This is a genomic window from Kitasatospora sp. NPDC008115 (genome assembly GCF_042957205.1).
Taxonomy (GTDB): domain Bacteria; phylum Actinomycetota; class Actinomycetes; order Streptomycetales; family Streptomycetaceae; genus Kitasatospora.
The window spans coordinates 24,330-38,579 of record NZ_JBIBHU010000036.1; the positions used below are offsets into that span (position 1 = coordinate 24,330).

Annotated in this window: 11 protein-coding genes and 1 pseudogene; 7 read left to right on the forward strand and 5 right to left on the reverse strand. The window is 73.1% G+C overall.

All coding sequences use genetic code 11. From position 1 onward, the window contains the following. Nucleotides 1–39: 39 nt before the first annotated feature. A complete protein-coding gene (locus ACFZBX_RS33000) occupies nt 40–765 on the reverse strand; it encodes an MBL fold metallo-hydrolase (RefSeq protein ID WP_391537467.1) in 726 nt (241 codons plus the stop codon). Nucleotides 766–845: 80 nt separating this feature from the next. On the opposite strand from ACFZBX_RS33000, the gene ACFZBX_RS33005 reads away from it, so the two are divergent. After that, entirely contained in the window at nt 846–2,333 is a 1,488-nt protein-coding gene (locus ACFZBX_RS33005) for a CoA transferase (RefSeq protein WP_391537468.1), read from the forward strand. Nucleotides 2,334–2,353: 20 nt separating this feature from the next. Here ACFZBX_RS33005 and ACFZBX_RS33010 read toward each other — a convergent pair whose 3' ends face one another. Continuing rightward, complete coding sequence (locus ACFZBX_RS33010; RefSeq protein WP_391537469.1) at nt 2,354–2,953, reverse strand: HdeD family acid-resistance protein; 600 nt, start codon at nt 2,951–2,953, stop codon at nt 2,354–2,356. Between the two features lie 235 nt (nt 2,954–3,188). Here ACFZBX_RS33010 and ACFZBX_RS33015 point away from each other — a divergent pair, with 235 nt between their 5' ends. The 4 genes from ACFZBX_RS33015 (at nt 3,189) to ACFZBX_RS33030 (ending at nt 10,239) form a co-directional block, all read left to right on the forward strand. Next, nucleotides 3,189–4,997, forward strand: a complete 1,809-nt coding sequence (locus tag ACFZBX_RS33015; protein WP_391537470.1) for an NAD-binding protein — start codon at nt 3,189–3,191, stop codon at nt 4,995–4,997. A gap of 244 nt (nt 4,998–5,241) precedes the next feature. Beyond that, nucleotides 5,242–8,223: an IPT/TIG domain-containing protein gene (locus ACFZBX_RS33020; protein WP_391537471.1), complete on the forward strand. Its 2,982-nt coding sequence runs from the start codon at nt 5,242–5,244 to the stop codon at nt 8,221–8,223. 200 nt (nt 8,224–8,423) lie between these two features. Continuing rightward, entirely contained in the window at nt 8,424–9,284 is an 861-nt protein-coding gene (locus tag ACFZBX_RS33025) for a trypsin-like serine peptidase (protein WP_391537472.1), read from the forward strand. A gap of 136 nt (nt 9,285–9,420) precedes the next feature. Beyond that, nucleotides 9,421–10,239, forward strand: coding sequence for an APH(3'') family aminoglycoside O-phosphotransferase (locus tag ACFZBX_RS33030; RefSeq protein ID WP_391537473.1), 819 nt, complete (start codon nt 9,421–9,423; stop codon nt 10,237–10,239). Here the strand turns inward: ACFZBX_RS33030 and ACFZBX_RS33035 are convergent. Further along, nucleotides 10,198–10,914 (reverse strand): class I SAM-dependent methyltransferase, encoded by a 717-nt coding sequence (locus ACFZBX_RS33035; RefSeq protein WP_391537474.1) that lies wholly within the window; start codon nt 10,912–10,914, stop codon nt 10,198–10,200. The genes ACFZBX_RS33030 and ACFZBX_RS33035 overlap by 42 nt on opposite strands. Before the next feature lie 242 nt (nt 10,915–11,156). On the opposite strand from ACFZBX_RS33035, the gene ACFZBX_RS33040 reads away from it, so the two are divergent. Then, on the forward strand, nt 11,157–11,612 hold the full coding sequence (locus ACFZBX_RS33040) for a hypothetical protein (protein ID WP_391537475.1): 456 nt from the start codon (nt 11,157–11,159) through the stop codon (nt 11,610–11,612). 162 nt (nt 11,613–11,774) lie between these two features. Continuing rightward, nucleotides 11,775–11,978, forward strand: a pseudogene (locus ACFZBX_RS33045) (nuclear transport factor 2 family protein); the annotation flags it as partial. A 280-nt stretch (nt 11,979–12,258) separates the two neighbouring features. On the opposite strand, the gene ACFZBX_RS33050 reads toward ACFZBX_RS33045, so the two are convergent. Continuing rightward, nucleotides 12,259–13,038 (reverse strand): enoyl-CoA hydratase, encoded by a 780-nt coding sequence (locus ACFZBX_RS33050; RefSeq protein ID WP_391537476.1) that lies wholly within the window; start codon nt 13,036–13,038, stop codon nt 12,259–12,261. 93 nt (nt 13,039–13,131) lie between these two features. Then, on the reverse strand, nt 13,132–14,178 hold the full coding sequence (locus ACFZBX_RS33055; protein WP_391537477.1) for an enoyl-CoA hydratase/isomerase family protein: 1,047 nt from the start codon (nt 14,176–14,178) through the stop codon (nt 13,132–13,134). Between the last annotated feature and the right edge of the window lie 72 nt (nt 14,179–14,250).

Consider the following 14,250-nt stretch of genomic DNA (forward strand, 5'->3'; position numbering starts at 1 on the left):
TCACCCAACCCCTCCCCGCCTCGCCCAACCCTCTCCGCCTCACACCGCCCCGGCCGGCTCCCACACCGCGTCATCGTGCGCGAACAGCACCCGGCGCGGCCCGAACGCCGCCAGCCGCTCCAGCCAGGCCGGGTACCCGGGCAGCGGCGCGCCCACCACCCCCTCCGCCGCCGCCCGCCGCGCCAGCACGGCGGCGCCGTACCCGGACGCCGTGTCGCACGCCTGGCCGGCCAGCACCGTGCAGCCGTCCGCCCCCGCCACCACCAGCGACTGGTGCCCGGCCGTGTGACCGGGCGTCGGCACCACCCGCACCCCCGGCCACACCTCCGCCTCCCCGTCCAGCTCCCGGTAGCGGGCACCCGGGAAGTCCACCAGCGCGTCGATCGTGTACCCGCCCGCCCGGGCCTGCGCCAGCTCCGCCGCCTGCGTCCACACCGGTACCCCGGCCAGCAGCGGGTTGCCGCCGCAGTGGTCGAAGTGCAGATGGCAGTTGACGACCACGTCCACCTCGCCCGGCGCCACACCCGCCGCCGCCAGCGCCGCCGTCAGCGGACGGCGCACCGGGCGGTAGTGCGCGTCCGCCTCCGGATCGCCCTCGCCGAGGCCGGTGTCGAACAGCAGCAGCCCCTCCGGCCGGCGCACCAGGTACGCCAGCACCGGCTCCACCCGCGGCTCCGGGTTGTCGGCCTCCCCGGCCGGACGCACGAAGTAGCCGAGGTCGAGCCGCCGGATCGCGGGCACCGGACCGGGGTGGGGCCTGGCCATGCGGGTCCTCCTGGGGGACGCGGGGGAGGTGGTGGCGGATGTCACTGCGTTTACCCCGCCGCACGGCGCACAATGCGGGCATGACCGACCGTCCGCTGCCCGGCCCTCCGCTGCCCGGCCCTCCGCTCGCCGGCCGTCCGCTCCCCGCCCCGCCCGGGCCCGCCGACGGACCCACCGCCGACGCCTGGCACGCCCTCGGCGGGGCGTCCGCCCTGCTGGAGCGGGTCTCCTTCCACGGCCCCGACGCGGTCCTGCCCTCCCGCCTGCCCGTACGGCGGCTGGCCCGGGCCACCGTCGCCGCCTGCTCGCTGGCCGCCGCAGAACTCGCCGCGCTGCGCACCGGCGGCCCCGTGCCGCGGGTCCGGATCGACCAGGGCGCCGTGGCCACGGCCTTCGTCAGCGAGCGCCACCTGCGGATCGACGGCCGCGCGCCGGTCTCCTTCGCACCGCACTCCGGCTTCTGGCCCACCGCCGACGGCTGGCTGCGCACCCACGCCAACTACCCCCACCACCGCGACCGGCTGCTCGCCGCCCTCGGCCTGCCCGACGACGCCGGGCCCGAACGGCTCGCCGCCGTGCTGCGCGAACTGCCGGCCGCGGCCGTCCAGGAGCGCGCGTACGCGGCGGGGGCGCTCGCCGTCGCCGTCGCGCCGGTCCGGGACACCCTCCTGCCGCTGGCCGAGGTGCGCACCGTCGACGAGGCGGCGCCCCGGCCGCTGGACCCGGCCCCGGCCGACCGGCCCGCCGCCGGGATCCGCGTCCTCGACCTCACCCGGGTGATCGCCGGCCCGGTGGCCACCCGCACCCTCGCCCTGCTCGGCGCCGACGTGCTGCGCCTCGACCCGCCGCGCCTGCCCGAGGCCGACGACGCCCACGCCGACACCGGCTTCGGCAAGCGCTCCGCCCGCCTCGACCTCGCCGGGAGTGCCGACCGGGCCGTCTTCGAGGACCTGCTCGCCACCGCCGACGTCGTCATCAGCGGCTACCGCCCCGGCGCGCTGGACGCCTACGGCCTGGCCCCCGGGGCGCTGTTCGCCCGCCGGCCCGGCCTGGTCCTCGTCGAGCTGAACGCCTGGGGCTGGAGCGGCCCGTGGTCCGGGCGGCGCGGCTTCGACAGCCTGGTCCAGGCGGGGTGCGGCATCGCCGCGACCGAGGCCGGCGCCGACGGCCGCCCCGGCGCCCTGCCCGCCCAGGCCCTCGACCACGGCACCGGCTACCTCGTCGCGGCCGGCGTACTGCGCTCCCTCACCGACCAACGCACCGACCAACGCACCGATCAACGCACCGATCAACGCACCGACCAGCGCACCGGCCGGCCCGGCGGCCGCCACCTGCGCTACTCCCTGGCCGGCACCGCCTCCTGGCTGCTGCACGGCATCACCCCCACCGCCGACCCGCACCTGCCGCCCAACGACGAGCCCCACGACCCGGCCCGCTGGCTCACCGAGACCGACTCGCCGTACGGACGGCTGCGGTACGCCCTGCCGCCCGTCGGGTACGCGGGCGCCCCGGCGGACTGGACGCGCCCGCCGGGGCGCTGGGGCACCGACGCGCCGCGCTGGGCCTGAGGGCTGCCGGAGCCGCGCGCTCAGACCCCGGAGGGGATCTGCTTCGCGGTGCTCCGCACCTGGAACGCGGTGGCGATCTCGATCAGCCCCAGGACCACCAGCCAGCAGCCGGCCAGCACGGTCAGCGCGGTGATCGACCCGGCCGGCCAGACCATCAGCAGCACACCGGCCAGCGTGTTCGCCCCGCCCGCGAAGGCCTGCCAGCCGCGGGCGGGCATGGCGGGGTCCGAGATGGCGGCGGCGAGTTGCGTGATGCCGCGGAACAGCCAGCCGATGCCGATCCAGATCGCCAGCAGCAGCACCGACTGCGCCGCGCTGCGGAAGCAGAGCAGGCCCAGCAGCACGCAGATCGCGCCGCTGATGAACGCCAGCACCCGCATCGCGGTGGTGGCGTGCGTGCCGAACGCGGCGACCAGCTGCACGATGCCGATGACCAGCAGGTAGAGGCCGAACAGCACGCCGACCACCAGCAGCGTCTCCTTGGGCCAGACGAACACGACGATCCCGAGGCCGAGCGAGACGAGTCCGGCGACCAGCAGGACCTGCCAGGCGGCCTTGGCGAGCAGCCCGAGCGGGCCCTGCACCGGGGAGCCGTCGGGAGTGATGATCGGGGAGACCACGGTGGCGTCCTCCAGGGGAGCGGCGGGGGAGCGTAAGGGGAACGGGCGCCCCGGCGTACGCGTGGGGGCGGGTGCGCGGGCCCCCACGGCGCGCGGGGTTCGGGCGCTCCTCACGATCACCCCACGCGCCCCGTACCGCTCGCCGGATACACCCGTTCGGGCGATCGAACGGGTTTCCCCCGGGATTGCCGGAACGCCATCTGGGCCTCATACACCGTCGATAGGATCCGGTGATGTGACTTCTGAAGGGTGGGGGACCCCTCCGGTCGAGCCGATCAGCCAGCACTACATCGTCTGCGGCGGCAACGCGCTCGCCCACCGGCTGGCCCTCGAACTCGTCGAGCACTACGAGGTACCGGTCGTCGTCCTCGTCCCGGACCGAGCCCGCGACCACGCGCCCCGGATCGAACAGCTGGAGGGCGTCGCCGCCGTCGTCGAGTACAGCAGCGTCACCGAGGAGGCGCTGCGCGCCGTCCGGGTGGAGACCGCGCGCGGCATCGCCTTCGTCGACGGCCACGACCAGGAGAACATCCACGCCGCGCTCTCCGCACAGGGCCACAACCCCGCCATCCGCATCGTCCTGCGGATGTTCAACCAGCGGCTCGGCGCCAACATCGAACGCCTGCTCAGGAACGGCGCCGCGCTCTCCGGCTCCGCCACCGCCGCCCCCGCCTTCGCCGACGCCGCCCTCTCACGCCCCAACTCCGTCCAGGTCGGCGACCGCTTCCTGCACATCGCCTACGACGACGACATCAGCTCCGACCGGCTCTGCGTCGTCGCCGACCGGATCGACCGCCAGGACGTCGGCCGGATCCGGCTGCTGCCCGCACAGGCCGGCGACTCCGCCTCCTTCGTCCGGCTGGCCAGCGAGTTCGGCGACGACGGGCCCATCCGCTCCGGCGCCGAGGCCCGCCGCGCCGCCGACCTGGCCGACGAGGCCGGGCCGGACGGCGGCATCGCCGCCCTGCAGACCCTGCGCAGCGAACCCGCCGTCCGGATCGCCTGGTGGCGCCGGCTGCGCTGGCGGCTGCTCGACACCCTGCGCTTCTTCACCAGCGTCCGGCTGAGGGTGGTGCTGATCACCGCCCTGGCCGCCGTGCTGCTCGCCTTCGGCCTGCTCTGGCACCTCAACGGCAACTTCGCCTGGACGCTCTACACCTCGCTGCTCGACATCGCCGGCGCCGCCCAGCCCGACCAGCCCGGCGCCTCCGGCGGGACCGGCGGCACCTGGCAGCGGGTCGCCCAGGTGGTGATCACCTTCTGCGGGATCACCTTCGCCCCGGTCGCCACCGCCATCATGGTGGAGGTGCTCGCCTCCGGCCGGCGCGGCCAGCCCCGCAACCCCGGCGCCGGCACCCGCGACCACGTCGTCGTGGTCGGCCTGGGCAACGTCGGCACCCGCGTGGTCAGCCAACTGCACGGCCTCGGCGTCCCGGTGGTCGGGGTGGAGAGCGACCCGCAGGCGCGCGGCATCTCCGCCGTCCGCGCGCTCGGCGTCCCGGTGGTGGTCGACGACGGACCGCTCGCCGAACAGCTGCGCCGCGCCCGGCTCAAGCACAGCCGCGCGGTGGTCGCGGTCAGCGGCGACGACGCCACCAACCTGGAGGCCGCCCTGGAGGCGCGCGCCGAACGCCCCGACGTCCGGGTGGTGCTGCGGCTCTTCGACGACTCCTTCGCGAGTCACGTCTACGCCACCCTGGACAACGTGGCCTCGCGCTCCACCTCCTACCTCGCCGCCCCGGCCTTCGCCTCCGCGCTGATGGGGCGCGAGGTGCTCGGCACGCTCTCGGTGTTCCGCCACGTGCTGCTGATCGCCGAACTGCCCGCCGAACTCGGCAGCGGCCTGATCGGCCTCAACCGCCACGACCTGGAGGACCCGGGCGGCGTCCGCGTCCTCGCCGTCCGCCTCGCCCGCAACCCGAGCCTCTACCAGTGGAACTACGCCGACCGCACCCGCACCCTCGAACCCGGCGACAGCGTCGTGGTCGCCGCCACCCGCAGCGGCCTGGCCCGCCTCAACACCGCGCTGACGGCCGACGGCTGAGCCCGGCGGGGCCCGGCGGGGTGGCGGTGAAATACCACGGACAGTCGGATTCCGGTTGTGAATGGACGGAAAAGGTCATCATCCGTCATTCTGTGGATCGTCAGAGACCGTGAACATGGCGCGATTTGACGCCGCCTGGCCGGGGGGTCGGGCGGACCCGACCCGCGGAAAGGCGGAGCACATGGCATTGGTCCCCGACATCGGGGCTACTCGCCCGGGCCGATGGCGAAGGCTGCGGCGTGGAATGGCGGCAGCGGTGACGGCCGCTGCGCTGGGCACCCTGGGCGCGGTCGTCCCGGCCGCGGCGGGGCCGTCGGCGCCGTCGGTGCAGCCTGTGCTGCTGGCCTACGTCGCCAATCTCCAGGACGGTTCGCTCACCGCCTACCACCCGGCGACCGGCAAGGTGGCCGCCACCATCCCGGTCGGCAACGGGCCGCAGTACGTGGCCCTCTCACCGGACCGCACGCAGGTGTACGTGACCAACAGCGGCGCCTCCTCCGTGGCGGTGGTCGACACCGCGACCAACACCCTCGCCGCCACCATCGCGGTCGGCCTCGGCCCCAGGGCGGTGACCTTCTCACTGGACGGCGCGCACGCCTACGTGGGCATCGCCGACAAGGTGGTCGTGATCGACACGGCCACCCGGAAGGTCACCGCCTCCATCCCGGTTGATATGGGGCCGATAGCGATCAGGCTGACCCCGGACGGTCGCCGGGCCTACGTGGCCAGTCTCGACGGCAACTCGGTGGCGGTGATCGACACCGCGACCAACACCGTCACCGCCACCATCCGCCAGCCCGGGTCCAGGAGCCCGAAGGGGGTGGTGATCAGCCCCGACGGCGCGCTCGCGTACGTCTCCTACACCTCCTCCAGCCGAGTCGGGGTGATCGACACCGCCACCCACAGCGTCGTGGCGCTCGTCCCGGTCGGCACCGGACCGGGGGGCATCGCCGGCAGTCCGGACGGGCGGTATGTGTACGTCGCCAACGGCACGGGGGATTCGGTGTCGGTGATCGACACCGCGACCAACACCGTGGTCGCCACCGTGCCGGTCGGTGACCTGCCCCTCGATGTCGCGGCCGACCCGGCCGGCGGCGTCATGTACGTCACCAACGCCAATTCGAACACGGTGTCGGTGATCGACACCGCGACGAACACCGTCACCGCCACCTTCCCCACAGGCCGCCGCCCCTGGGGCCTGGCGGTCGGCGAGGTCGTGCCGCTGACGGTCACCGGCATCAGCCCCGGCCACGGCCCGGCCGCCGGCGGCACCACCGTCACCCTCACCGGCGTCCGCCTGACCGGCACCACCGCCGTCACCTTCGACGGCGTCCCGGCGACCGACCTGACCGTCGTCGACGACACCACCGTCACCGCGACCGCCCCGCCGCACGCGGTCGGCAGCGTCGATGTGGCCCTGACCGCCTCGGGCCGCACCTTCCCCGCCGGGACGTACAAGTACGACATCCCGGCTCCCGCTGTGAGCGGCATCGCGCCGGATCACGGTCCGCTGGCGGGCGGCACCATGGTGACCCTCACCGGCGCCAACTTCACCGGGGCGAGCGCGGTGTCCTTCGGGGCCGCTGCGGCCACGGCGTTCACGGTCGTCAGTGACACCCAGATCACCGCGACCGTCCCTGCCGGGAGTGCTGCCGGTGCGGTCGACGTCACGGTCACCACCCCTGGTGGCACCAGCCCCGCCGCGAAGTTCACGTACGACGTGCCGGCTCCCGCTGTCACCGGTGTCGCGCCCGATCACGGTCCGCTCGCCGGTGGCAGTGTCGTGACGATCACGGGCACGAACCTGTCCGGGGCGAGCGCCGTGACCTTCGGGACCATCCCGGCGGCGGCGTTCACGGTCGTGAGTGACACGCAGGTCACCGCGACCGTTCCTGCGGGCATCGCTGCCGGTGTAGTTGATGTCACGGTGACCACGCCGGGTGGCACCAGTGCCGCCGTGAAGTTCACGTACGACATCCCGGCGCCGGCCATCACCGGCATCACCCCGGACCACGGACCCCTCGCCGGTGCCACTACCGTCGCGATCACCGGTAGCAACCTGTCCGGTGCGAGCGCGGTGAACTTCGGGACCACCCCGGCCACGGCGTTCACTGTTGTGAGTGACACGCAGATCACCGCGACCGTTCCCGCTGGGGCCGCTGCCGGTGCGGTCGACGTCACGGTCACCACCCCTGGTGGCACCAGCCCCGCCGTGAAGTACACCTACGACGTTCCGGCGCCTGCCGTCACCGGCATTGCGCCGGACCACGGTCCGCTGGCCGGTGGCACCGTCGTCACGATCACTGGCACCAATCTGACCGGTGAAACTGCCGTGAACTTCGGGACCACCCCGGCCACGGCGTTCACCGTCGTCAGTGACACCCAGATCACCGTCACCGTCCCGGCCGCGAGCACCGCCGGTGCCGTGGACGTCACGGTCACCACGCCGGGTGGCACCAGCGCCGCCGCGAGGTACACGTACGAGGAGGGCTCCTACGTCTTCGCCAAGTCCGCCGACCCGAAGTCGGGTTCGACGGTGAAGGCGGGCGACAAGGTCACCTACACCGTCACCGTGACGCAGCAGGGCGCGGGCGAGGTCAAGGGCGCGACGGTCGCCGACGACCTGTCCAAGGTCCTGGATGACGCCGCCTACAACGGCGACGTCAAGACGACCTCCGGCACCGCCGAGGTCAAGGACGGCAAGCTGACCTGGACCGGCGACCTGCCGGTCGGCGCCACCGCCACCCTCACCTACTCCGTGACCGTAAACGGCAAGGGCGACAGCAAGCTGCACAACGCCGTCACCACCACGGACGGCAAGCGCGGCACCTGCGCCACCGAGAAGGGCTGCGAGACCGACCACACCGCCCAGGCCGGGAGCACCCCCTCGCCGACGCCCACCCCGACGCCGACGCCGTCGTCGACCGACAGCGGTCAGAAGCCCGGCACCCCCGCCCCCAGCACTCCCGCCCCCGGCCCGGCCAACCCCGGCCCGGCGAACCCGCAGGCCCCGGCCGCTCCGGCCGCCCCCGCTGCTCCGGCCCCGCAGCCCGGGCCGGTCTCCCGGGTCGCTCCGGCGGCCTCGGCGCCCCGGCACTCGTCGGGTGGCAGCCTCGCCGACACCGGCGCCACCGTGTTCACCACGGCGACGGTCAGCGCCGCCCTGCTGATCCTCGGCGGTCTCGCCATCGCCCTCAGCCGGCGCCGCCGACTCAACGAGGGCTGAACCGTACGAACCCGATAGGTGGGGTGGTCGTGGCAGCCGGCCATGACCACCCCACTGTCATTCACGGGCGTCCAACTTCCGGCCGTTGGCACGTTGTCGACACGATGTTGACGTGTCACTTCCAAGCTGGCGGGACTGCACACACCCCGCAGAGAAAGGAAGGACACCTCATGCGTCTACGCGGTCTCCTCACAACCCTCGTGGTATCCGTGGCGGCCCTCGGCATGGCCGTGCCGGCCTCGTCCGCCGCACCGGCCACGACGACCACGGGCACCAAGCCGATCGAGCGCGTCAGCGGCAACACCCACGTCCTGATCAACCCGGCGCATGCCGGACGCACGAACTGGACGCCGGAGAACGAGAGTTCCCTCGACGGTCGCCCGCTGACGATCCGCGCGACCGAACCGACCGTCAAGCCGGCGGCCGCCGCTGCCACGGCGGCGAGCGTCTGGGGCACCACGGGGCGTCTGGACGCCGGGAACAAGGTGTGCACCGCCAACGTCGTCTCCAGCGCCAACCGCGACGTCATCGCCACCGCCCGGCACTGCGTGGAGGGCGGGCACGACTTCAAGTTCGCGCCCGGCTACGACGCGGGGAACGCCCCGCACGGCTGGTGGACCTGGCGGGCGGCGGGCTGGGTCACCGCTCCCGCTCCTCAGGGCGACATCGCCTTCATCGTGCTGAACACCCAGAACGGTCGGCACATCGCGGACGTCGTCGGGGCCACCGGCATCGGGTTCAACCGGGACATCAACAACTACGCGCACATCATCGGCATCCCCGCGAAGAGGGAGAAGGAGAACGAGCACATGTTCTGGTGCGGCGGCCAGCCGGTGGCCGGCCCCGAGCAGCCGTCCACCGCGCTGATCGACAACTGCATCGGACTGGACGGCGGCGCCAGCGGCGGACCGTTCTTCGTGAACTACAGCCAGACCGACGGCTCGGCCGTGCAGACCGGCGACTTCGTCACGGGCTACAGCTGGCAGGGCAAGTGGTGGGCGGTGAGCTCCTACTACCGCGACGACGCCTACAACGTCTTCAACGGAGCGCAGTACTCCTGACCGCACGCCCCCGCCGACCCGAAGCCCCCGCCGGACTCAGCCGGCGGGGGCCTCGCAACGGTGGCCCGATCCCTTGCTGGTGGACGGCCGAGCACCGGCCGGGCGCCCATCCCCAGCGTCCCTTAGGGTGGGCGCCATGGCCGACCGCCCCGAACCCGCGCCCGTATCGCCGTCGCAGTTCGGCATCGACGGCGCCTGGCTGCCCGTCAGCACCGCTGAGTCGGGCGCCTTCGTCTTCCGCAGTGCCGACGCCACCGGGTACGCCAAGTGCGTAACGGCCGCGGGTACAGCCGAGTTGGCGGCCGAGCGCGATCGGATCGCGTGGCTGGACGGCAAGGACATCCCCGGTCCGCGCGTCCTCGACTGGACCGACGGCGAGGCGGGAGCCTGCCTGCTGACCAGCGCCGTCCACGGCGTACCCGCCGATCAACTGCCGCCCGAGGACCTGTGGCGCGCCTGGGACGACATCGCGGACGCGGTCCGCCGACTGCACGAACTCCCGGTACGGGCATGCCCGTACCGCCGGAACCTGGACGAGATGGTCGCCCGTGCAAGGGACGTCGTGGCCCGCGACGCCGTGAACCCGGAGTTCCTCCCCGACGATCAACAGCACACGCCCCCCATGGACCTACTGGCCGCCCTCACCCAGGAGGCCCCCCTCCGACGCGCCCAGGAACCTGCGGACACGGTCGTCTGCCACGGCGACCTCTGCCTCCCCAACATCATCCTCGACCCCACCACATGGGCCGTCTCCGGCTTCATCGACCTCGGCCGCCTCGGCCAGGCCGACCGCCACGCCGACCTGGCACTCCTCCTCGCCAACGCCCGCGAAACCTGGCCCACCGAGGCCCGTGCCCAAACGGCAGACACGGCCCTCGCCGCCCGCTACGGCACCACCCTGGACCCCGACCGCCTACGCTTCTACCTCCACCTGGACCCCCTCACCTGGGGCTGACCCCGCCTGCGGCGCCGGGACTCTGCCCGTGACGATCAGGGTCCCGATGTGTCCCTCGGTCGGCGCGTCGAGCACTGTGGCATCCACCGACTCGAACCCGCTCCGCCGAAGCAGCCCGGCCCACTTGCGGGGCGTGTAGGAGTAGCGGTACGTGTACAGCGCCCTCCCGGCGAAGCCACCCTTGTACATGCCCTGCGGGCCGTAGGCGCCGGGGATGGCCGGCGGGTGCGAGAAGGCCAGGACGCCGCCGGGGTTGAGGAGGGAGGCGACGAGGGGGAGCAGCTTCAGCGGGTCCGTGAACCAGACCGCCCCGAACACCGAGTAGACCGCGTCCCAGGTCTCGTCCGTGCCGCTCAGAAAGTCCAGGACCTCGGCACAGTGGACCCGGACGCCGGACGGCCCCCAGCGCTCGGTGACCCTCCCGACCATGACCGGCGAGAGGTCGATACCCGTGACCTTCACACCCCGCCCGGCCAGCACGGCCATCGCCCGCCCGGTCCCGCACCCGATCTCCAGCGCACTGGCCGGATCCCCGAGCAGCTCCGGCCCGGGCCCGTGGCCGGCGTACTGCGTCCAACGGAGGGCCGGCCCGCCGTCGAACACCTCGTCCTTGATCCCGGCCGCGTACGTGTCCCAGAGTTCGCGCTCGGCTTCGATGTCGTGCTGTGCGGTCAACGGACTTCCCTTGAAGAGGAGTTGGCGGGAGAGAACGCCTTCCGCACGGTACGAGGCGGCAGGGCCTTCCGGTGTCCGAACAGCGATTCCTGGCCACCTTCGAGTCATCCGATGAGCGGATCAGCTGGACCTGCGGTGGTTACTGGAATGACAAGGCCGACTAGATTCAGGTCCGACCGTTCCCAGTGAGGCCCTCGTGCCCGGTGGCACGAGGGCCTCACCCCCCTTCTCCGGGAGACTCGTTGAACCGCACGACCGCCACCGTCGCCGCAGCAACGTTCGCCGCGGCACTGCTGCTCACCGCCTGCGGGCCGACCACCGTGGCCGCTCCGACGCATCAGCCGGTCTTCGCGCCCACGGCGATGCCCGCCGTGAGCGGTGCGGAGGACGGGGCTGCGGAGTTCATCCGGTTCGTGCAGGAGAAGGGAACCCCCGAGCAGCAGTCGGCGGTGGTCGGGCACGTCTCCAAGGTCGCCCGGTCGGCGCCCCAGGGGGATCACCGCAACAGCTACATCGCCACCGATCACCCGCAGCCCGATGAAACGACGATGCGGGCCATCACCGACGCCTACCTGGCGTGGGCCGGCCCGGCCGACGACGCGGCCATGCTCGTGCTCTACACCGCCGCAGGAACGGTGATGGGCGGTGTGGAACTCGGACCTTGGCGCAGTTCCACACCAACGCCGTCGGCCCAGTAGCGGAGCCGGAAGCCGGGCCCGGCGCCGCCCAACCGGCCGACGCCACCAACGGCCTCAGCGGTACTGGTGGGCCTCTCTGGTGCTGTGACCGGGATGGTTCACCGTGATCGGAAGGCGGTTCGTGGGACGAGCGCATGCGAAACAGCTGGTATGACTGGGGGCATGGAGGAAGAGACCGCACGCTCCGCGATCGACACGTTCATCTCCGCGTTCAACGCCTCGCACGACAGCTATGTGACGGCCCTGCTCTCCCAGGCCCTGACCTCCGACGTGGTCTTCTGGGGACCGCTGGGTCGCAGCGAGGGAATCGCGGCGGTCGAGCGGTTCGTGCTGGACGTCCGGCATCACCCGGCGGGGCCCGGCACGAGCACGTGCCGCACCTGGTCACCGGAGAGGAGTGGGAAGCCCGGTTCGTCCTCGGACTCCGCCTCGGTGTGTGGACCGTGGGAGGAGGACGCCGCCCGGCTCTGGGACGAGGTGGAGGCGGCCCACCGCTGGTGGGAGGAGCGGGACCGGCCGGGGCCCGGGCGGTTCGGGTCGACCGTCAGCGCACAGGGACAGCGGGCCTGGTCGGACGCCTCCACGCAGGCCGTCCGGAGGTGAGCGGGGAGGCCCCGGGGTGACGGGGCCTCCCCGCTCGGAGGCGTCAGCGGTGCTTGAACTCCGCGGGGCGCTTCTCGGCGAAGGCGGCCATGCCCTCCTTCTGGTCGGCGGTGGCGAAGGCGGCGTGGAAGAGGCGGCGTTCGAAGCGGACGCCCTCGGCGAGGGTGGTCTCGAAGGCGCGGTTGACGCTCTCCTTCAGCATGATCGCCGCGGGGGTGGACATCGCGGCGACCTTCTCGGCGGTGGCGATGGCGTCGGGGAGCAGGTCGTCGGCGGGGACGATGCGGGAGACCAGGCCGGCCCGTTCGGCCTCCTCGGCGCCCATCATGCGGCCGGTGAGGCACAGTTCCATCGCCTTGGCCTTGCCGACGGCGCGGGTGAGGCGCTGCGAGCCGCCGATGCCGGGGATGACGCCGAGCTTGATCTCGGGCTGGCCGAACTTGGCGGTGTCGGCGGCGATCAGGATGTCGCAGAGCATCGCCAGTTCGCAGCCGCCGCCCAGGGCGAAGCCGGCCACGGCGGCGATGACGGGCTTGCGCAGCTCGCCCAGGCGGTCCCAGGGGCCCAGCCAGTCGTCGAGGTAGACGTCGGGGAACCGGTTGCCCTGCATCTCCTTGATGTCGGCGCCCGCCGCGAAGGCCTTCTCGGATCCGGTGATCACCAGAGCGCCGATCTCCGGGTCCCGGTCGAACGCGGTGGCCGCGGCCACGACCTCGTTCATCAGCCGGGTGTTGAGCGCGTTGAGCGCCTCCGGCCGGTTGAGCGTGATCAGTCCGACCCGGCCCTTGCGGTCCACCAGGATCGTCTCGTAGGTCTCGGTCATCGCCGTTGACTCCCATTCGGTTGCGCGCTCTGAGGGACTCCACGATCTACGAACCGGCCCGCCTCGCGCCAGTCTCGGTCCGCGAGACGGTCGTCACCCGAGGTCCGGCCCGAGGTTCAGGTCGCCGTCGGCGGGGGCCTCGAAGAACGCGGCCACCGCGTGCTCGTCGACCCCGCCGAGGGTGGCCGGCGACCAGTGCGGGTCGCGGTCCTTGTCGACGACCTGCGCGCGGATGCCCTCGACCAGGTCGTGGTGGGCCAGCGCGGCGCAGGACACCCGGTACTCCTGGGTCAGGCTCTCCGCCAGCGAGCCGTGCGCCCGGGCGCGGCGCAGGGCGGCCAGCGTGACCTTGAGCATGGTCGGCGAGCGCTCGGCGAGTTCCTCGGCGGCCTGCTTGGCCGCGGGGACGCCGCTCGCCGTCAGCCGCGCGACGATCTCCTCCACGGAGCCGGCCGCGTAGCAGGCGTCGATCCAGTCGCGCTGTTCGGCGAGCGGCGCGGCGGGGGCGGGCTCCGCGTACCGGGCGACCACCTCGTCCGCGGGCGCGTCGGCGAGGTCGGCCAGCAGCGCGGGCAGGCTCGCCGACGGCACGAAGTGGTCGGCGAACCCGCACAGCAGTGCGTCCCCGGCCGTCATCGAGGCGGCGGTGAGCGCCAGATGGGTGCCCAGCTCGCCCGGCGCGCGCGACAGCAGCCACGTCCCGCCGACGTCCGGCACCAGCCCGATCCGGGTCTCCGGCATGGCCACCACCGAGCGCTCGGTGACGATCCGCACCGAGCCGTGGGCGGAGACGCCGACGCCGCCGCCCATGGTGATGCCGTCCATCACCGCGAGGTAGGGCTTGGGGTACCGGGCGATCAGGGCGTTCAGCCGGTACTCGTCGCGGAAGAACGCCCGGGTCCCGGCGCCGCCCTGCTTGGCGTCGTCGTGGAAGGCCCGGATGTCCCCGCCCGCGCACAGCCCGCGCTCGCCGGCGCCGGTGAGCACCACCGCCCGCACCGCGTCGTCGCCGGCCCACTCCTCCAGGACCGCCCGCATCCCCACGACCATGTCGCGCGTCAGCGAGTTGAGCGCCCGCGGCCGGTCGAGCACGATCCGACCCACCCGGCCGTCCAGCGACGCCCGCACCTCGTCAACCATCGTCCCCACTCCCGTTCGTCGTCGACCGGCTGTAGTTCAAGACTTCAGGACTTCACACCTTCAGGACTTCAC

Bases quoted from the DNA above. Each gene is read 5' to 3' on its own strand.
- ACFZBX_RS33005 (WP_391537468.1), top strand. From the start codon at position 846: ATGACCGACCGTCCGCTGCCCGGCCCTCCGCTGCCCGGCCCTCCGCTC.
- ACFZBX_RS33020 (WP_391537471.1), top strand. From the start codon at position 5,242: ATGGCGGCAGCGGTGACGGCCGCTGCGCTGGGCACCCTGGGCGCGGTC.
- ACFZBX_RS33055 (WP_391537477.1), bottom strand. From the start codon at position 14,178: ATGGTTGACGAGGTGCGGGCGTCGCTGGACGGCCGGGTGGGTCGGATC.
- ACFZBX_RS33000 (WP_391537467.1), bottom strand. From the start codon at position 765: ATGGCCAGGCCCCACCCCGGTCCGGTGCCCGCGATCCGGCGGCTCGAC.
- ACFZBX_RS33050 (WP_391537476.1), bottom strand. From the start codon at position 13,038: ATGACCGAGACCTACGAGACGATCCTGGTGGACCGCAAGGGCCGGGTC.
- ACFZBX_RS33030 (WP_391537473.1), top strand. From the start codon at position 9,421: ATGGCCGACCGCCCCGAACCCGCGCCCGTATCGCCGTCGCAGTTCGGC.